Below are 18,012 nucleotides of genomic sequence, written 5' to 3' on the forward strand. Positions count from 1 at the left end.
ACTTGAAATGGCTCTATAAAGCGGCCCAACCGCACCGACCAAGGTGGGGGGTATTTCTCCCGCACCTCAGGTCCTGGCGCCAGTCGTTCACTGAACCGGAGAGAACGCCGTGACTTCACTTGACAGCTTCAAGTGCCGTACCACCCTTCAGGTGGATGGCCAGGAATACGTTTATTACAACCTTGAGGCTGCGGAAAAGAACGGGTTGGAAGGCGTTTCCCGCCTGCCGTTCTCGATGAAGGTGCTGCTGGAAAACCTGCTGCGCTATGAAGATGGCCGCACCGTCACCAAGCAGGACGTCATTTCTGTCGCCGAATGGCTCAACGACAAGGGCAAGGCCGGCCGCGAGATCGCCTATCGCCCCGCCCGCGTGCTGATGCAGGACTTTACCGGCGTGCCCGCCGTGGTGGATCTGGCCGCGATGCGCGACGCCATGGTGGCCATGGGTGGCGAACCCTCCAAGATCAACCCGCTGGTTCCCGTGGATCTCGTCATCGACCACTCGGTGATCGTGAACTTCTTCGGCTCCAACACCGCCCTCGGCCGCAATGTCGAGGAAGAGTACAAGCAGAATCAGGAGCGTTACCGCTTCCTCAAATGGGGCCAGAGCGCGTTCGACAATTTCCGCGTCGTCCCCCCCGGCACCGGCATCTGCCACCAGGTGAACCTCGAATATCTCGCCCAGACCGTATGGACCCGCAAGGAAAACCTGAACGGCAAGGAAGTTGAGGTTGCCTATCCCGACACGCTGGTCGGCACCGACTCCCACACCACCATGGTCAATGGCCTTGGCGTTCTGGGCTGGGGCGTGGGCGGCATCGAGGCCGAGGCCGCCATGCTTGGCCAGCCGATCTCCATGCTCATTCCCGAAGTCATCGGCTTCAAGCTGGATGGCGAGCTGAAGGAAGGCATCACCGCCACCGATCTCGTGCTCACCGTCACCCAGATGCTCCGCAAGAAGGGCGTGGTCGGCAAGTTCGTGGAATTCTACGGCCCCGGCCTTGAGCACCTCTCCCTCGCCGACCGCGCGACCATCGCCAACATGGCCCCGGAATATGGCGCGACCTGCGGCTTCTTCCCGGTCGACAGCGAGACCATCGCCTATCTCGACGAGACCGGCCGCACGGATGCCCGCGTCAAGCTCGTGGAAGCGTATTCCAAGGCCCAGGGCATGTGGCGCACCAAGGAAACCCCGGACCCGGTCTTCACCGATACGCTTGAGCTGGACATCGGCTCGGTGCAGCCCTCTCTCGCCGGCCCCAAGCGCCCGCAGGACCGCGTGCTGCTGGCCGACACCAAGGCCGGCTTCATCTCCGCGCTGGAAGGCGAGTTCAAGAAGGCTGGTGAAGTCGAGAAGCGCGTGCCTGTCGCCGGCACCGACCACACGCTCGGCCATGGTGACGTGGTGATCGCCGCCATCACCTCCTGCACCAACACCTCCAATCCCTCCGTGCTGATCGCCGCCGGCCTGCTGGCGCGCAATGCCGTGAAGAAGGGCCTGACCTCCAAGCCGTGGGTCAAGACCTCCCTGGCGCCCGGATCGCAGGTCGTGGAAGGCTATCTGGCGTCCTCCGGCCTCCAGACCGACCTCGACAAGCTGGGCTTCAACCTGGTCGGCTTCGGCTGCACCACCTGCATCGGCAACTCCGGCCCGCTGCCGGAGGCCATCTCCGAGGCCATCAACAAGAATGACCTCGTAGCGGGCGCCGTCATCTCCGGCAACCGCAACTTCGAAGGCCGCGTGAACCCGGACGTGAAGGCGAACTATCTCGCTTCCCCGCCGCTGGTTGTCGCCTATGCCATTGCCGGTTCGCTGCAGATCGACCTCACCACCGAGCCGCTCGGCACCGACAGCGAAGGCAAGCCGGTCTATCTCAAGGACATCTGGCCCTCCAACAAGGAAGTGGCCCAGTATATCCGCGAGAACGTCACCAAGAAGATGTTCACGGAGAAGTACTCCGACGTGTTCAAGGGTGACGAGCACTGGCAGGCCATCACCGTGCCGTCGGGCCAGACCTATGCGTGGGACGACAAGTCCACCTATGTCCGCAACCCGCCCTATTTCGTGGGCATGGGCAAGACCCCGGCTCCGGTGAAGGATATCGAGAACGCCCGCATTCTCGGCCTGTTCCTCGACTCCATCACCACCGACCACATCTCCCCGGCCGGCTCCATCAAGAAGGACTCGCCCGCGGGCAAGTATCTGATCGAGAACGGTGTCGATCCGGTCAACTTCAACCAGTACGGCACCCGCCGCGGCAATCACGAAGTGATGATGCGCGGCACCTTCGCCAATATCCGCATCAAGAACCAGATGGTTCCGGGCGTGGAAGGCGGCGTGACCGTGCACTATCCGGACGGCAAGCAGGAAGCCATCTACGACGCCGCCATGACCTACAAGGCAGAGGGCGTTCCGCTGGTGGTCTTCGCCGGCAAGGAATATGGCACCGGCTCCTCGCGTGACTGGGCGGCCAAGGGCACCAACCTGCTCGGCGTGCGCGCGGTTGTCTCCCAGTCCTTCGAGCGTATCCACCGCTCGAACCTGGTCGGCATGGGCATTGTCCCGCTGGTGTTCAAGGAAGGCGAGAGCTGGCAGACGCTGGGCCTGAAGGGTGACGAACAGGTCACCATCAAGGGCATCGAGGGCGACCTGAAGCCCCGCCAGTTCCTGACGGCCGAGATCAAGTTCGCTGACGGCACCGTCAAGAATGTGGAACTGATCTGCCGCATCGATACGCTCGATGAGCTGGACTACTTCCGCAATGGCGGCATCCTGCCCTACGTGCTGCGTTCGCTGAACGCCTGATCTGGCATCTCGCCCAGAACATGACGCCGGCCTGCTTTCACCAGCAGGCCGGCGTCATCATGTCATGGCGTGACATGAATGACATCAGCACACCGGATTGTGACCGGGCACACCCTATTGTGACTGGTGCCAGATCACCTCCTCCGATATTGCGGTTTCATGGAATGACATGATCCTTACAAAATGGTCGCTGCGAGCATGATCCTGCGCAACATCATCTTCTCGCTTGCCCTTGCGCTTTTATACGCGCCCGGCGCGCCTGCCATGGCGCAGGAAAAAACCACCACCGTCATCGAGCTGTTCACCAGCCAGGCCTGCGCCACCTGCCCCCAGGCGGATGAAGCGCTGATCCACCTTTCCAGGCAGCCCGGCATCATCGCCCTCACCCTGCCGGTGGATTACTGGAACTATACCGGCTGGAGAGACACGCTGGCGCTGGGTGAGCATACGGCGCGACAAAGGCGTTATGCCGACCGCAGCGGCAAGCGCAGCATTTTCACCCCCCAGTTCATGGTCAATGGCGTGCATGATGTGAAAGGCACGAGTGACAAGACCCTGCTGGACAATATGGCGTATCTGCCACCGCACCCTTCGGCCCTCTCGGTTCCCCTCTCCGCCCGCCTGCTGGATGAAAGCATCGAGCTGACCCTGCCGGACACAAAACTGGAGACGGATACGGTCGAGATCTGGATCTGCCCCGTCAGCTATCTGCGCGAGGTTCGGGTCGAGGGGGGCGACAATAACGGCCAGACCCTCAGATATGGCAATGTGGTCCGGGGATGGATCAAGGCGGCAGATTGGGACGGCAAGGCCGGGCCGCTTCTGTTCCCTCTCGCCAATCTCAAGCATGATGGCGCCGACATGGTGGTCGTGCTGGTTCAGTCGGGCGACGTGAAGGCTCCGGCCCCCATACTGGGCGCAACCTCCCTGCCCCTGCCGGAAAAGATGCGGCGCGCAAATCTGCCAGAGGCCACTATCAGCGTCCGCTGAAGCGCGCTCATGCATTGTGCGGACGGGAAGCAAATAGGAAGCTGCGAAGGAAAAAACCACCGGAACGGGCTCGGTCAGGAAGACTGACCGTAACCCGTTCCGGGGAAAGATGCAGAAACATCTTCTTTCTGAACGGACCAAAAGATCCAGATTCAGACCAGCAGAGACCGGCCCGGAAGCACCACGGGGGGCTTGGGGGGGCTGGGATAGACCGAAGCGCCTCACGAACCGGCCCTGCTATGGTTGTGAAGATGCCGTTCGCAATGGGCGGCCTATTGACCAAATCAGGGCGAGACTGTGTCTGCCCCTAACATTGGCGTGATCTTACCTCCCGCCCACCGGCACAAGCGCCTTGCAAGCCCTCGCGGCCGGGGCAATCATGGCCGGATGCCCGCCCGCACCACCCGGACCTGAAGACAGGCCCGGAAAACAGGGCTGGCCCCTTGCCACCTTGAGGAGGCACCATGGCAGACGATCCCCCCGTTCATCTGTCCCCCCTGCCGCATGCCGCGGGGAGCGCCAGCCTGGCGCATCGCCCGGCCCAGCCCGCAACACCGCCCGCACAGGTGACCTTCAACCGGCAGGAGCTGGACCGCATTCTGGGCCTGTACGGGCGCATGGTGGCGGCCGGGGAGTGGCGGGACTACGCCATCGACTTCACCCGCGAGAAGGCCATCTTCTCCATCTTTCGCCGCACGGCGGATGTGCCCATCTATCGCATCGAGAAAGACCCGCGTCTGGCCCGCAAGCAGGGGGCCTATGCTGTCGTCTCGCAGACCGGCCTCATCCTCAAGCGCGGCCATGAACTGCCGCGCGTGCTGGCCGTGCTGGAAAAGCCATTGCGCGCGGTCTGATCCGTTTCTGGATCAGGCCCGCACATGTCCCCTGCCATGGCCCTGCCTCAAGCCCTGCGCCGCACATTCTGCCGGCGCGGCGTGACGGAGCGGGAGACCAGCAGCTTGTCTATACGCCGGCCATCCATATCGACGATTTCAAAGCGCCAGCCCGAATCCGTGAAGACATCCCCCTCCTGCGGCATCGACTTCAGCCGCGCCAGGGCAAAGCCGGCCACGGTGTGGAAATGCTCATCCTCGGGAAAATCGACCCGCAGCAGCTCGCGCAGCTCATCCATGGGGGCATCGCCCGCTACCAGATAGCTGCCATCCTGCCGGCGCACCACATAGCGCTCGCCCTCCACCGCGCCCTCCTGACGGGGAGAGGCGGGATCATGCTCATGGGCCAGCGCATCCTCATGCATGGTGCCGGTGATGGCGAGAAGCAGGTCATAGCCGGTGACAACGCCGGCCATGTCTCCATACTCGTCCACCACAATGCCCATGGGCACCTCGGCGCTGCGCAGAATGCGCATGGCATCCAGCGCGCCAAGGGTTTCCACCAGATAGGGCGCATTCTGCACATGGTCCCGCGGGTCCGGGTTTTCACCGCGCAGCCAGGCATCCAGAACGCGCTTGGCCTGAATGACGCCGATCGCCTCCTGCGATGAGCCCTCGCAGGCCGGCAGGCGCGAATGGGGAGAGGCCAGAAGCTGGGCGCGGGCCTTTTCCGGCCCCTGTGTAATATCCACCCACTCCACTTCCGTGCGCGGGGTCATGATCGCCTCGACCGGCCGGTCCGCCAGACGCATCACGCCGGAAATCATCCGCCGCTCATCCGGGCGGATCACCCCGGCGCTTTCCGCATCGGTGATCATGGCGCGGATTTCCTCATCGGTCACCGCATCGCTGTTGTCTTCCCGCACCCCCAGCAGGCGCAGCACCGTGCGGGTGGAGGCATCCAGCAGCCACACCATGGGCGCGGAGATGCGCGAGAGCGCCACCATGAGCGGAGCCAGCATGCAGGCCAGCGGCTCGGGATTGCGCAAGGCCAGGCGCTTTGGAATCAGCTCGCCGATCACAAGGGAAACATAAGTGATGGCCGCCACCACCGCGATATAGCCCAGCGGCCCGGCCATGCCCGAAGGCACGCCAATCTCGCGCAGCAGCGTGCTGAGCTGGGCGCCAAGGCTGGCGCCGGAAAAGGCACCCGCCAGAATGCCGATGAGCGTGATGCCGGCCTGCACGGTGGACAGAAACCGGCCCGGCTCCGCGGCCAGCGCCAGTGCGGTCTGCGCGCCGGATCGTCCCTTGGCGGCCATGGACCGCAGCCGCGCGGGGCGGGAGGAGACGATGGAAAGCTCCGCCGCCGCGAGAACCGCGTTCAGCAGCACCAGCACCAGAACAATGAGGATTTCAAGAAAAGGCATGGGAAAAACGAATGCTCCTGCCAGCTCTCATAACACAGCCCCGCCCTGCCCGGCGACGGGATTGATGGCATGGGAGCCGTGCACAGTTCGCGGCTTTCCACGCCAGACATTCCCATTCTGCCCAAGCTCGTCTATTCAGCAGGAGCAGCAAGGCAGGTCTCGATATGTCATTCAACAGTTTCGGCCATCTTTTCCGCGTCACCACCTTTGGCGAGAGCCATGGCACGGCCATTGGCTGCGTGGTGGATGGCTGCCCGCCACAACTGCGCTTCACACTGGAAGAGGTGCAGGCCGCGCTGGACCGCCGCCGCCCCGGCCAGTCACGCTTCACCACCCAGCGCCGCGAGCCGGATGAGGTGAAGGTGCTGTCCGGCGTGATGGAACATCCGGAGGGCGGCCTCGTCACCACCGGCACACCCATTGCCCTGCTGATCGAGAATGTGGACCAGCGCTCGAAGGACTATGCCGCCATAGCGGGGGCCTATCGTCCCGGCCATGCCGATTTCACCTATGACATCAAATATGGCATCCGCGACCATCGCGGCGGCGGTCGCTCCTCCGCGCGCGAAACCGCAACCCGTGTGGCGGCCGGGGCCATTGCGGCCAAGGTTCTGCCCGGCGTCACCGTGCGTGGCGCGCTGGTGCAGATTGGCGATATCGAGATCAACCGTGCCCGCTGGGACTGGGATGAGGTGAACAACAATCCCTTCTTCTGCCCCGACCCGTGCACGGTCCCTGTGTGGACCGAATATCTCGACGGCATCCGCAAGGCCGGCTCCTCCATCGGGGCGGTGATCGAGCTGGTGGCGGAGGGCGTGCCCCCCGGTCTTGGCGCACCCCTTTATGGCAAGCTGGATGCGGACCTTGCCGGCGCGCTCATGGGCATCAATGCCGTGAAGGGCGTGGAGATCGGCGACGGCTTCCGGGCCGCCCGTCTCACCGGTGAGGCCAATGCCGATGAAATGCGCCGCGGCAATGAGGGCCACCCGCATTTTCTCGCCAACCATGCCGGCGGCATTCTCGGGGGCATTTCCACCGGCGCGCCGATTGTCGCCCGGTTCGCGGTCAAGCCCACCTCCTCCATCCTCACACCGCGCCAGACCGTGGACCGCAAGGGCGAGGAAACCGAACTCTTCACCAAGGGGCGGCATGACCCCTGTGTCGGCATCCGCGCCGTGCCCGTGGGCGAGGCGATGATGTGGTGTGTGCTGGCAGATCACCTGCTGCGCCATCGCGGACAGGTGGGAGAAACCCCGCACTGGCCCTTCGCGGACTGAGGCGGGACGAATCAGCTATCTCAGGCAGTGTGATCTGCAAGGGCCGGAACAGCGCCGCCCGGCAGATGCGCCGATCTCGGCCAAGGAGCGATGACGATGAATTTCCGGGGACCAGCCACAGCCGCCGCCCTGTTCTGCCTTGGTCTGGCGGGGATCACCTCCGCCGCCGCCCAGAACACGCCCGCCGCCCAGCCCTTCGGCACATGGTTCTGCACCCCCCTCACACAGGATGGGCTGAATGCGCTCTCCTTTGCCTTTGAGGGCATGAGCGTGAACAATTTCACGCTGCAGGAGGGGCAGGAAATCGTCACCAATGCGCCGGTTCTCAACTTCTCGGCCTCGGCCCTCAACGGTTCCGGCAAGATGGCCGCGCTCTCCATCGAGGTTCTGGGCGAGGCGAAGGGGCAGCCGGCCTTCACCTTCTCCACCCATACGCAGGATGGCGCGCTGGCCATTGGCGGCAACCAGACCATGAAGACCTATGTTTTCGCGCCGCAGGGCACGCTTGCACAGGCAGACAGGATCTGCATCCGGGTTTCCGGCGTTTCCACCTGGAACTGACCCCCCCCCGCACGGGCAGAAACTGGAGCAGGAGCCGGGGCACCCCCCGGGGCGGAGGGCGGCCCGCGACACTGGTTTTCAGTGATGCTGAAAAATTCTCTTTTTCATTGTCACTGAAAACGATGCTGCTATGATCCTGCCATGAAGCTCGCGGAATGGCTGAAAGCCACAGGAACAACTCGAAGCGCCTTTGCACGGCAGGTGGGCCTTTCCCCGGCCAGCATCACAGCCCTGTGCAATGACGAACGCGCCTGGATTTCCCGCGAAACCGCCGAGCGGATCGCCGAGGTTACGGGTCACGATGTGACGCCGAATGACTTTCTCGGCCTGGCCCCATCTCCTGCCCGAGGTTCCAGCGTGACCGAAAACTCCATTCAGGACCGTGTTGAAGCGGCTGTCGAAGCCTTTGCCCGTGGCGAAATCGTTGTGGTGACGGACGATGATGACCGCGAGAATGAGGGCGACCTCATCATGGCCGCATCTCTGGCGACACCAGAGAAGATGGCCTTCATCATCCGCAACACCTCCGGCATCGTCTGCACGCCCCTGCCGCCTTCCGAGGCGCGCCGGCTGCGGCTGGACCCGATGGTCTCGGTGAATGATGCGCCCCTGAGCACGGCCTTCACCATTTCCATCGATGTGCGCCACGGCACCACCACCGGCATTTCCGCCGAGGAGCGCACCAATACCGTGCGCGCCTTGGCCAACCCGAACATGGGCGCCGCTGATTTCGTGCGCCCCGGCCATATCTTCCCCCTCATCGCCCGGGAAGGCGGCGTGCTCATGCGCTCGGGCCATACCGAGGCGGCGGTGGATCTGTGCCGGCTGGCCAATGTGCCCCCCGTCGGGGTCATTTCCGAGCTGGTGAATGATGATGGCACCGTGCAGCGCGGCCCGCAGGTTGCAGCCTTTGCGGAAAAGCATGGCCTGCTGCGTATTTCGGTGGCCGATCTCATCTCCTATCGTCAGGCGCGTGAAAAGCTGGTGGTGCGTGCGGCGGAATTCCCCGTAGCGACAGCCATCGGTGAGCTGCAGGGCTATTCCTACACCACCCCCTTCGACCCGGTGAACCATCTTGCGCTGGTGAAGGGCCGCATTGGTGATGGCCGCAACATTCTCGTGCGCCTCCATCGCGCGGACCCGATCGAGGACGCTTTCACCGGTGGCAAGACCATTGCCAGCGCACTGGAGCGCATTGATGCGGAAGGCCGCGGCGTCCTCATCTATCTGCGCGATGGCACGGCAGGCGTGCCCGCCACTTCCATGGGCCAGCCGGAAAGCAGCGCCGCCGAACGCGACCGGGACTGGCGTGAAATTGGTCTGGGCGCACAGATCCTGCGGGATCTCGGCATCTCCTCCATCCGCCTGCTCTCCTCCACCCCGCGCACCTATGTCGGCCTTGACGGGTTTGGCATCGAGATCGTGGAAACGGACACGGGCAGCGAAGAAGGCTGAGCCTGCATCAGGCGGAGCACAACGCGCCCCAATAATGCGGACATGAAAAGACCCGGCCAGGTGCCGGGTCTTTTCATGTCAGGCCCGTTGCAGCGCCAGACACAGGCATGGCCCAACAAGAAACCCTCTCCCCATGCGGGAAGAGGGTTTCTTCATGTCGCACAGCCAGAGCGGAACAGGCGCCCGCTCCGGACCGCCGGATCAGCGCTCGGCGCAGGCCTCGATCACATCATCAAAGGTCCGCAGGCCGGGGCGCGGGGCATTCACCAGAACCGCCATATTGCCCGGCGCATGCTGGTTCGCCAGCATCTTGCCATGCGCCTCGGGAATGCGCTCCCACGAGAACACCTCGGACATGCACGGGTCCACGCGCCGGTCAATGATGAACTGGTTGGCGGCGGAGGCCTGCTTGAGATGGGCGAAATGCGAGCCCTGAATGCGCTTCTGGCGCATCCACACATAGCGGGCATCGAAGGTGATGTTGAAGCCGGTGGTGCCGGCGCAGAACACGATCATGCCACCGCGCTTGCCCACAAGGGTGGACACCGGGAAGGTGCTCTCGCCGGGATGCTCGAACACGATGTCCACATCGCGCTTGCCGGTGATGTCCCAGATCGCCTTGCCGAACTTGCGCGCTTCCTTCAGCCATTCGGCATATTCAGGCGAATTGACCTTGGGCAGCTGGCCCCAGCAGTTGAAATCCCGGCGGTTGATGACGCCCTTGGCGCCGAGCCCCAGCACATAATCGCGCTTGGTCTCATCCGAGATGACGCCGATGACATGCGCGCCCGAAGCCGCGGCGAGCTGGACGCCGAACACGCCAAGACCGCCAGAGGCCCCCCAGACCAGCACATAGTCACCCGGCTTCACGGTGTGCGGCGCATGGCCGAAGAGCATGCGGTAGGCGGTGGCCATGGTCAGCGTGTAGCAGGCGCTTTCCTCCCAGGTCAGGTGCCGGGGACGCGGCATGAGCTGGCGGGCCTGCACGCGGCAGAACTGGGCGAAGGAACCATCCGGCGTCTCATAGCCCCAGATGCGCTGGGAGGGCGAGAACATCGGATCGCCGCCATTGCATTCCTCGTCGTCGCCATCGTCCTGGTTACAGTGAACGACGACCTCGTCGCCCACCTTCCAGCGCTTCACCTTGGAGCCGACAGCCCACACGATGCCGGAGGCATCGGAACCCGCGATATGGTAGGGCACCTTGTGCACGTCGAAGACGGAGATCGGCTCGCCTAGGCCGGCCCAGATGCCGTTATAGTTGACGCCCGCGGCCATCACGAACACCAGCACGTCATGCTCACCCAGCTCCCAGGTGGGCACCACTTCGAGCTGGAAGGACTGCTCGGGCGGGCCGTGACGCTCACGGCGGATGGCCCAGGCATACATTTTCGAGGGCACATGGCCGAGCGGGGGAATCTCGCCCATCTCGTACAGATCTTTAAGCTGGCCCTCGGTCGTATCCTTCGCGGCATTCTGGCCCATAGCGCTTCGTCCTCTTCCTAGCGTGAACCCTGTGGTTCTTTTTTGAAATGTTATCGCAATGCAGCGTATCAGAGATGATCGGCTCGGCAATAGGGGCTTTGCGCTCCTCCACGTCCCTCTTTTGGCTTAGACGGGGGGCTGACAATCCGGTTCACGGAGCGGCCCGGGGGCATTAAAGTGTGAGGGAAGGGGCGAACGGCCTCTTGAGCGTCACAAGGGAATGCAGCCTGATGGCACTTATCTGGACCCTCATCGTCGGTGTGGTCGCGGGCTTTCTCGCGGGCCAGATTTTCCGGGGCTCCGGCTTCGGAATCGTTGGAAACGTTGCCGTTGGCGTGGTTGGCGCACTGATTGGCGGCTTCCTTTTCGGCAATGTCTTCGTGGTTGGCGGGCTGATCGGGCGCATCATCTGCGCCACCATTGGCGCCATCATCCTGCTGTTCGTCATCTCGCTGGTGAACCGCAAGGCCTGACGCCCGGCCGCGACCTTCTGCCCCGACACGAGATGCGGCGGCGGGCGATCTGGAATTTTTCCATCGACGCCCGCCGCATTGCAGCGCACAATAAGCTGGCTCGGTTCTCCGGAATCGCGCTGGGAGGTGGTCCCTCTCCCCGGACACATGCAGACAAAATGCATGCAAGGGCAGAGGCGGCTTGCAACAACCAATGGATAATGGGGGCAGACGAATGGTCGTCCGCGACAAACCCTGGCTCTTCCGCACCTATGCCGGCCATTCCACGGCAGCGGAATCCAACAAGCTTTACCGTTCAAACCTCGCCAAGGGTCAGACGGGCCTCTCGGTCGCCTTCGATCTGCCGACCCAGACCGGCTATGACAGCGACCATCCCCTCGCCCGCGGCGAAGTGGGCAAGGTGGGTGTGCCGATCTCGCATCTGGGTGACATGCGCACCCTGTTCGACGGCATTCCGCTGGCCGAGATGAACACCTCCATGACCATCAATGCCTGCGCGGCATGGCTGCTCTCGCTCTATATCGCGGTGGCGGATGAGCAGGGGGCGGACCGCACGCGGCTTCAGGGCACCACGCAGAACGACATCATCAAGGAATATCTCTCGCGCGGCACCTATGTGTTCCCGCCCGCGCCCTCCATGCGGCTGACGAAGGACACCATCATCTTCACCACGCAGCATCTGCCGCGCTGGAACCCGATGAATGTGTGCTCCTACCATCTGCAGGAAGCCGGCGCGACGCCGGTGCAGGAACTGGCCTTCGCGCTGGCCGATGCCATTGCCATCCTCGATACGGTGAAGGCCTCGGGCGAGGCGGAAGGCCCCATTTTCGGCGAGGTTGTCGGCCGCATCTCCTTCTTCGTGAATGCGGGCATGCGCTTCATCACCGAGATGTGCAAGATGCGCGCCTTCGTGGATCTGTGGGACGAGATCTGCGTCAACCGCTATGGCGTGACTGACCCCAAGCAGAAGCTGTTCCGCTATGGCGTGCAGGTGAACTCGCTGGGGCTGACCGAGCAGCAGCCGGAAAACAATGTCTACCGCATTCTCATCGAGGCGCTGGCGGTGACCCTTTCCAAGAAGGCGCGCGCGCGCGCCGTGCAGCTTCCGGCATGGAACGAGGCGCTGGGCCTGCCGCGCTCGTTCGACCAGCAATGGTCGCTGCGCATGCAGCAGGTGCTGGCCTATGAAACCGACCTGCTGGAATATGGCGACATCTTCGATGGCTCCACCGTCATCAACCAGAAGGTGGAAGAGCTGAAGGAAGAGGCGCGCGCCGAGCTTGCCCGCATCGAGGGCATGGGCGGGGCGGTTGCCGCCATTGAAAACTCCTACATGAAGCAGGCGCTGGTGGAATCCAACACCCGCCGCCTGGAGGCCATCGAGCAGGGCGATCAGGTGGTGGTTGGCGTGAACCGCTGGACCGAGACCGAGCCCTCCCCGCTCACCACCGGGGAAGGCGCGATTCTCACCGTGCCGGAAGGGGTGGAGGCCGAGCAGGTCGCCCGCCTTCAGGCCTGGCGCGAGGCGCGCGACAACACCGCCGTGGAGAAGGCGCTGGCCGAGCTGAAAAGCGCGGCGCAGGAAGGCCGCAACATCATGGAGCCTTCCATCGCCTGCGCCAAGGTTGGCGTCACCACCGGCGAATGGGGCACCTGCCTGCGTGCCATTTTCGGCGAGTATCGCGCCCCCACCGGGGTCGGCCGGGCGGCGCGCATAGATACGCAGGGGCTCGATGATGTGCGCCGGGCGGTGGATGATGTCTCCGCCCGCATTGGCCGCCGCATCAAGTTCCTGGTGGGCAAGCCGGGGCTGGATGGCCACTCCAATGGCGCCGAGCAGATTGCCGTGCGCGCCCGCGATTGCGGCATGGAGGTGGTGTATGAAGGCATCCGCCTGACGCCCGCCGAGATCGTGAATGCCGCGCTGGAAGAAAGCGTGCATGTGGTGGGCCTGTCCATCCTCTCCGGCTCGCATGTGCCGCTGGTGCGCGATGTGATGGAGCGGATGCGGCAGGAAGGGCTGGATGATGTGCCGGTGGTGGTTGGTGGCATCATTCCGGCGGAAGATGAAACCGCCTTGCTCAGCTTCGGAGTCGCGGCGGTCTATACGCCGAAGAATTTCGAGCTGAACCGGATCATGGCGGACATCGTTTCCATCGTCGACAGGCAGAGCCAGAAAGCGGCCTGACCGCTTCCGCAAACAGTACCCGTGACACCGGAAAGCGGCGGCCAGACTGCCGCTTTCCCTTTTTCAGGAGCGCCGGCTTTTTTCAGGATGGCCGGCTTGCCGCACGGCGCATGCCCATCGCAAAAGCGACGGGCGCGCAAGAGGGGCGGTTCCAGCGACGGGCGCGCACTTGTCCCATGCGCGCACCTGCCCCATGGCCCTTCATGCTCCCCCTCCTTTCCGATCATTCCTTCTGATCGTTCCTTACCTTGGGAGATGGTTGAATATCTCCACCAAGACGGCATTATCGCCCAACCTTGCCCGGTGATGGCGATCTTCGGGCTTGCGCCGGAAACGCTTTCACATCCAACCCACTTCTGCCCGCCGGCTGTTGGGCCGGTTCCGGTGGCTCTCCCTTCCGGGAGCGTCATTCATGGAGAAAGCATGTCTGCTCCACCTGCAAACCGCCCCATGCAGGGATTGTTCAATGCCCCCTATCTTCTGCTCACCCTGACAGCCCTGCTCTGGGCCGGAAATATGGTTCTGGGCCGCTATATTGCCGGGCATGTCCCCCCCGTGACGCTGGCAGCCATGCGCTGGATCGGCGCAACCGCGATCATCCTGCCCTTTGCCTGGGGCCAGATCCAGCGCGACCTGCCCCTCATCCGCCGTTCGTTCTGGATGCTCGTGCTGCTGGCCGCGACCGGCATCTCCAGCTTCAACGCCATGAGCTATCATGGCCTGCAATATACCCAGGCGGTGAATGGCCTGCTGCTGCAATCCACGGCGCCGCTTCTGGTCGGCCTGTGGAGCTTCCTGCTGTTTCGGGACCGGCTGTCCCCGGGACAGATCGCCGGCATCCTCACCTCCCTGTCCGGGGTGGTGGTCATCATCAGTCAGGGGAGCATGGATACGCTGCTCCATCTCACGCCCAATATCGGCGACATGTGGATTCTGGTGGCGCTGATGATCTATGCTTTCTACACGACCATGCTGCGCAAACGCCCCCAGCTTGGCCCGCTCTCCTTTCTGGCCACCATCATGGCCATCGGTGCGGTATTGCTCACGCCCATCGCCCTGTATGAGCTGCTGAATGGCGGAAAGGTGCATTTCGATGCACCCACAATACTCACCCTCGCCTATGTGATGGTCGCGCCATCCCTGCTCGCCTATCTGTCCTTCAACCGGGCGGTGGAACTGGTGGGAGCGAACCGCTCCGCGCCCTTCCTGCACCTCATGCCGGTGTTCGGAACAGCGCTGGCCATCATCTTTCTGGGCGAGGAGCTGGCCTGGTATCACTTTGCCGGATACGCGCTAGTGATCTGCGGGATTTTCCTCGCCACACGCTCCGGCGGCAAGCCGCCCACGGGCACCGGCGCCCCCTTGGCCTGAGCGATCGGCAGCCTGAGAGATCAACACACCCAGCCCCGGCCGCACATGAAAATGGCCCGTGTCCCTGATCAGGGACACGGGCCATCTGCTTTCAGTTCCAGGCGGCAGCGCCCATGCGCGCCGCCCGGCCATCACATCTTCAGAACTCGACCAGCTTGGCCTGCTTCACATGCGGCAGGGCCTGGATCTTCTGCAGCACCTCGGCAGGCACGAGCCCGTCGACGGATACCAGCGCGATCGCCTCGCCGCCCTCATTGTGGCGCCCCAGCGAGAAGGTGGCGATGTTCACGCCTGCCTCGCCCAGCAGGCTCGCGAAGCGGCCAATGAAGCCCGGCTTGTCCTCATTGGTGACATAGATCATGCGCGGGGCGAACTCGGCATCCACCTTGATGCCCTTGATGTTCACCATGCGCGGATGGCCATCGGCAAACACCGTGCCGGTGACCGAACGCTCGAACTTGTCCGTCACCACCGTGATGGTGATGAGGTTGTCATAATCGCCAGCGGCGGCGCGGGTGGTTTCCTCCACCACAATGCCGCGCTCCTTCGCCACTGAAGGCGCGGAGACGACATTGATGTCCTGAAGCGCGGGGCGCAGCAGGCCGGCAACCGCCGAGGAAGTCAGTGCCTTCACCTTCAGATTGGCAACACTGCCCTCATAGGTGATGCGCACGGTCTTGATGTCGGTATCGGTCAGCTGGCCCGCGAAGGAGCCGAGCTTTTCCGCCAGCTCGATGAAGGGCTTCAGCTTGGGGGCTTCCTCCGCCGTGATGGAGGGGAAGTTGACCGCATTGGAGATGGCGCCGGTGAGCAGGTAATCGCTCATCTGCTCGGCCACCTGCAGGGCCACATTCTCCTGCGCCTCGGTGGTGGCAGCGCCCAGATGCGGGGTGCAGACGACATTGGGATGGCCGAACAGCGGGTTGGTTTCCGCCGGCTCCACCGTGAACACGTCAAAGGCCGCGCCTGCCACATGGCCGGAATCAAGCGCCGCACGCAGGGCTTCCTCATCCACCAGGCCGCCACGGGCGCAGTTGATGATGCGCACGCCCTTCTTGGTCTTGGCGAGGTTCTCGGCCGAAAGGATGTTGCGGGTCTTGTCGGTGAGCGGGGTGTGCAGGGTGATGAAGTCGGCACGGGCGAGCAGGTCTTCCAGCTCCACCTTCTCCACGCCCAGATCCAGCGCGCGCTCGGCCGAGAGGAAGGGATCGAACGCAATCACCTTCATGCGCAGGCCCACGCCACGCTCGGCCACGATGGAGCCGATATTGCCGCAGCCGATGATGCCGAAGGTCTTGCCCGTCAGCTCCACACCCATGAAGCGGTTCTTCTCCCACTTGCCGGCCTGGGTTGAGGCATCGGCGGCGGGAATTTCGCGGGCCAGAGCGAACATCATCGCAATGGCGTGCTCCGCCGTGGTGATTGAGTTGCCGAACGGCGTGTTCATCACGATCACGCCCTTGGCGGAGGCCGCCGGCAGATCGACATTGTCCACACCGATACCGGCGCGGCCGACGACCTTCAGCCGGTTGGCGTTTTCCAGAATCTTCGGGGTGACCTTGGTGGCCGAGCGGATGGCAAGGCCATCATAATTGCCGATGATCTCCGCCAGCTTGTCCTTGTCCTTGCCAAGGTCCGGCTGGAAATCGACCTCGATGCCACGATCCTTGAAGATCTGGACGGCGGCGGCGGACAGCTTGTCGGAAATCAGAACGCGGGGTGCCATGGTGGGCTCCGTCATGTTGAGGTGACGCGAACCGGCGCGCCTTCGGGCGACCTGCCGGCGTGAGGGCTTCCCCGCTTGCGGGAAAGCTGCGAAATGTCAGGAATATGCCTGCCCGCATGGCCCCACCTTAAAGGAGGCGGATGACCGGGCGGCGACAGGACTGAACGAACGGGGAGCGGCATGGCCTCTCCCCGTGGATTCAGTCATCAGGCCGGCAGAGCTGCCTTGGCCTCGTTGAAGGCCCAGTCCAGCCAGTGGGTCAGGGCTTCCACGTCAGCGCGCTCAACGGTCGCGCCACACCAGATGCGCAGGCCGGGAGGGGCATCGCGATAGGCGCCGATGTCATAGGCCACGCCGCCCTTTTCCAGGCCGGACGCAATGGCCTTGGCAAAGGCCGCCTGCGCCTCGACAGGCAGGGCGGTGACGGCGGGATCGACCACCTTCAGGCACACGGAAGTATTGGAGCGGGTGACCGGATCATTGGCCAGGAAATCCACCCATGCGGTGCGGGCCACCCACTGGGCGATCGCCTCGAAATTGCGGTTGGAACGCTCCTGCAGGGCCTTCAGCCCGCCAACTTCCTTCGCCCACTTCAGTGCATCGATATAGTCCTCGACGCACAGCATGGACGGGGTATTGATGGTCTCGCCAACGAAGATGCCCTCATTGATCTTGCCGTTCTTGGTGAGACGGAAGATCTTCGGCATCGGCCATGCGGGCTTGTAGCTTTCAAGCCGCTCCACGGCGCGGGGCGAGAGAATGAGAATGCCGTGCGCGCCTTCGCCGCCCAGCACCTTCTGCCAGGAGAAGGTGACCACATCGAGCTTGGCGAAATCAAGCGGCTGGGCAAAGGCCGCGGACGTGGCGTCACAGATGGTGAGGCCTTCGCGCTCTGCCGGAATCCACTTCCCGTCGGGAACCATGACACCGGAGGTGGTGCCGTTCCAGGTGAAGACCACATCGTGGCTGAAATCGACCTGTGTCAGATCCGGCAGATCGCCATAGGCGGCCTTGAACACGCGGGCATCCGCCAGCTTGAGCTGCTTGGCCACATCGGTCACCCAGCCTTCACCGAAGCTTTCCCAGGCGAGCATGTCCACCGGGCGCGCACCGAGCAGAGACCACAGGGCCATCTCCATCGCGCCGGTATCAGACGCGGGGACGATGCCGATGCGGTAGTCCGCGGGCACTTCCAGAACTTCACGGGTGAGGTCGATCGCCTCCTTGAGCTTCACCTTGCCAACCTTCGCGCGGTGCGAACGGCCGAGGGGTGCATCAATGAGGGCTTCAAGCGTCCAGCCGGGACGCTTGGCGCAGGGGCCGGAGGAGAAATTGGGATTCTCCGGACGAACGGCCGGTGCAGGATTCGCAGTCATGTAACCATCCTTACAGATGGGCGCCTCCCGTTGGGGGGAGG

General features: G+C 63.6%; 13 protein-coding genes. 9 read left to right on the plus strand and 4 right to left on the minus strand.

Features of this window, described 5'->3' with window-relative positions; genetic code table 11:
- The first annotated feature begins 109 nt into the window (after positions 1-109).
- The 3 genes from acnA to ACT6QG_RS01880 all read left to right on the plus strand — a co-directional run bounded on the left by acnA (position 110) and on the right by ACT6QG_RS01880 (position 4,650).
- On the plus strand, positions 110-2,806 hold the full coding sequence (gene acnA / locus ACT6QG_RS01870) for an aconitate hydratase AcnA (protein WP_444975896.1): 2,697 nt from the start codon (positions 110-112) through the stop codon (positions 2,804-2,806).
- Positions 2,807-2,989: 183 nt separating this feature from the next.
- A complete protein-coding gene (locus ACT6QG_RS01875; protein WP_444975897.1) occupies positions 2,990-3,796 on the plus strand; it encodes a DUF1223 domain-containing protein in 807 nt (268 codons plus the stop codon).
- Between the two features lie 464 nt (positions 3,797-4,260).
- Positions 4,261-4,650, plus strand: a complete 390-nt coding sequence (locus tag ACT6QG_RS01880) for a DUF2794 domain-containing protein (protein WP_444975898.1) — start codon at positions 4,261-4,263, stop codon at positions 4,648-4,650.
- A gap of 47 nt (positions 4,651-4,697) precedes the next feature.
- On the opposite strand, the gene ACT6QG_RS01885 is transcribed toward ACT6QG_RS01880, so the two are convergent.
- Positions 4,698-6,059, minus strand: coding sequence for a hemolysin family protein (locus ACT6QG_RS01885; RefSeq protein WP_444975899.1), 1,362 nt, complete (start codon positions 6,057-6,059; stop codon positions 4,698-4,700).
- Between the two features lie 164 nt (positions 6,060-6,223).
- On the opposite strand from ACT6QG_RS01885, the gene aroC reads away from it, so the two are divergent.
- The 3 genes from aroC to ribB all read left to right on the plus strand — a co-directional run bounded on the left by aroC (position 6,224) and on the right by ribB (position 9,352).
- The gene (gene aroC / locus ACT6QG_RS01890) at positions 6,224-7,336 is read left to right on the plus strand and encodes a chorismate synthase (protein WP_444975900.1); all 1,113 of its coding nucleotides are present in this window, start codon (positions 6,224-6,226) and stop codon (positions 7,334-7,336) included.
- A gap of 90 nt (positions 7,337-7,426) precedes the next feature.
- Positions 7,427-7,897 carry a hypothetical protein gene (locus ACT6QG_RS01895; RefSeq protein WP_444975901.1) on the plus strand — a complete coding sequence of 157 codons (471 nt, stop codon included), beginning with the start codon at positions 7,427-7,429 and terminating at the stop codon, positions 7,895-7,897.
- A 141-nt stretch (positions 7,898-8,038) separates the two neighbouring features.
- Complete coding sequence (gene ribB / locus ACT6QG_RS01900; protein ID WP_444975902.1) at positions 8,039-9,352, plus strand: 3,4-dihydroxy-2-butanone-4-phosphate synthase; 1,314 nt, start codon at positions 8,039-8,041, stop codon at positions 9,350-9,352.
- A 201-nt stretch (positions 9,353-9,553) separates the two neighbouring features.
- Here the strand turns inward: ribB and ccrA are convergent, their stop codons facing one another.
- The gene (gene ccrA / locus ACT6QG_RS01905; RefSeq protein WP_444975903.1) at positions 9,554-10,837 is read right to left on the minus strand and encodes a crotonyl-CoA carboxylase/reductase; all 1,284 of its coding nucleotides are present in this window, start codon (positions 10,835-10,837) and stop codon (positions 9,554-9,556) included.
- Positions 10,838-11,067: 230 nt separating this feature from the next.
- On the opposite strand from ccrA, the gene ACT6QG_RS01910 reads away from it, so the two are divergent.
- The 3 genes from ACT6QG_RS01910 to ACT6QG_RS01920 all read left to right on the plus strand — a co-directional run bounded on the left by ACT6QG_RS01910 (position 11,068) and on the right by ACT6QG_RS01920 (position 14,869).
- Positions 11,068-11,310, plus strand: coding sequence for a GlsB/YeaQ/YmgE family stress response membrane protein (locus ACT6QG_RS01910; RefSeq protein ID WP_444975904.1), 243 nt, complete (start codon positions 11,068-11,070; stop codon positions 11,308-11,310).
- 193 nt (positions 11,311-11,503) lie between these two features.
- Positions 11,504-13,498 carry a methylmalonyl-CoA mutase family protein gene (locus ACT6QG_RS01915; RefSeq protein WP_444975952.1) on the plus strand — a complete coding sequence of 665 codons (1,995 nt, stop codon included), beginning with the start codon at positions 11,504-11,506 and terminating at the stop codon, positions 13,496-13,498.
- A gap of 423 nt (positions 13,499-13,921) precedes the next feature.
- A complete protein-coding gene (locus ACT6QG_RS01920) occupies positions 13,922-14,869 on the plus strand; it encodes a DMT family transporter (RefSeq protein ID WP_444975905.1) in 948 nt (315 codons plus the stop codon).
- A gap of 139 nt (positions 14,870-15,008) precedes the next feature.
- On the opposite strand, the gene serA is transcribed toward ACT6QG_RS01920, so the two are convergent.
- Positions 15,009-16,595 carry a phosphoglycerate dehydrogenase gene (serA, locus tag ACT6QG_RS01925; RefSeq protein WP_444975906.1) on the minus strand — a complete coding sequence of 529 codons (1,587 nt, stop codon included), beginning with the start codon at positions 16,593-16,595 and terminating at the stop codon, positions 15,009-15,011.
- A 206-nt stretch (positions 16,596-16,801) separates the two neighbouring features.
- A complete protein-coding gene (locus ACT6QG_RS01930; protein ID WP_444975907.1) occupies positions 16,802-17,971 on the minus strand; it encodes a phosphoserine transaminase in 1,170 nt (389 codons plus the stop codon).
- Positions 17,972-18,012: the final 41 nt, after the last annotated feature.

The organism is Haloleucobacter ellipsoideus, from assembly GCF_052491725.1.

Coding starts and splice junctions, on each gene's coding strand:
- ACT6QG_RS01875 (WP_444975897.1), top strand. CDS start 2,990: ATGGTCGCTGCGAGCATGATCCTGCGCAACATCATCTTCTCGCTTGCC.
- ACT6QG_RS01880 (WP_444975898.1), top strand. CDS start 4,261: ATGGCAGACGATCCCCCCGTTCATCTGTCCCCCCTGCCGCATGCCGCG.
- ACT6QG_RS01885 (WP_444975899.1), bottom strand. CDS start 6,059: ATGCCTTTTCTTGAAATCCTCATTGTTCTGGTGCTGGTGCTGCTGAAC.
- aroC (WP_444975900.1), top strand. CDS start 6,224: ATGTCATTCAACAGTTTCGGCCATCTTTTCCGCGTCACCACCTTTGGC.
- ACT6QG_RS01895 (WP_444975901.1), top strand. CDS start 7,427: ATGACGATGAATTTCCGGGGACCAGCCACAGCCGCCGCCCTGTTCTGC.
- ribB (WP_444975902.1), top strand. CDS start 8,039: ATGAAGCTCGCGGAATGGCTGAAAGCCACAGGAACAACTCGAAGCGCC.
- ccrA (WP_444975903.1), bottom strand. CDS start 10,837: ATGGGCCAGAATGCCGCGAAGGATACGACCGAGGGCCAGCTTAAAGAT.
- ACT6QG_RS01910 (WP_444975904.1), top strand. CDS start 11,068: ATGGCACTTATCTGGACCCTCATCGTCGGTGTGGTCGCGGGCTTTCTC.
- ACT6QG_RS01915 (WP_444975952.1), top strand. CDS start 11,504: ATGGATAATGGGGGCAGACGAATGGTCGTCCGCGACAAACCCTGGCTC.
- ACT6QG_RS01920 (WP_444975905.1), top strand. CDS start 13,922: ATGTCTGCTCCACCTGCAAACCGCCCCATGCAGGGATTGTTCAATGCC.
- serA (WP_444975906.1), bottom strand. CDS start 16,595: ATGGCACCCCGCGTTCTGATTTCCGACAAGCTGTCCGCCGCCGCCGTC.
- ACT6QG_RS01930 (WP_444975907.1), bottom strand. CDS start 17,971: ATGACTGCGAATCCTGCACCGGCCGTTCGTCCGGAGAATCCCAATTTC.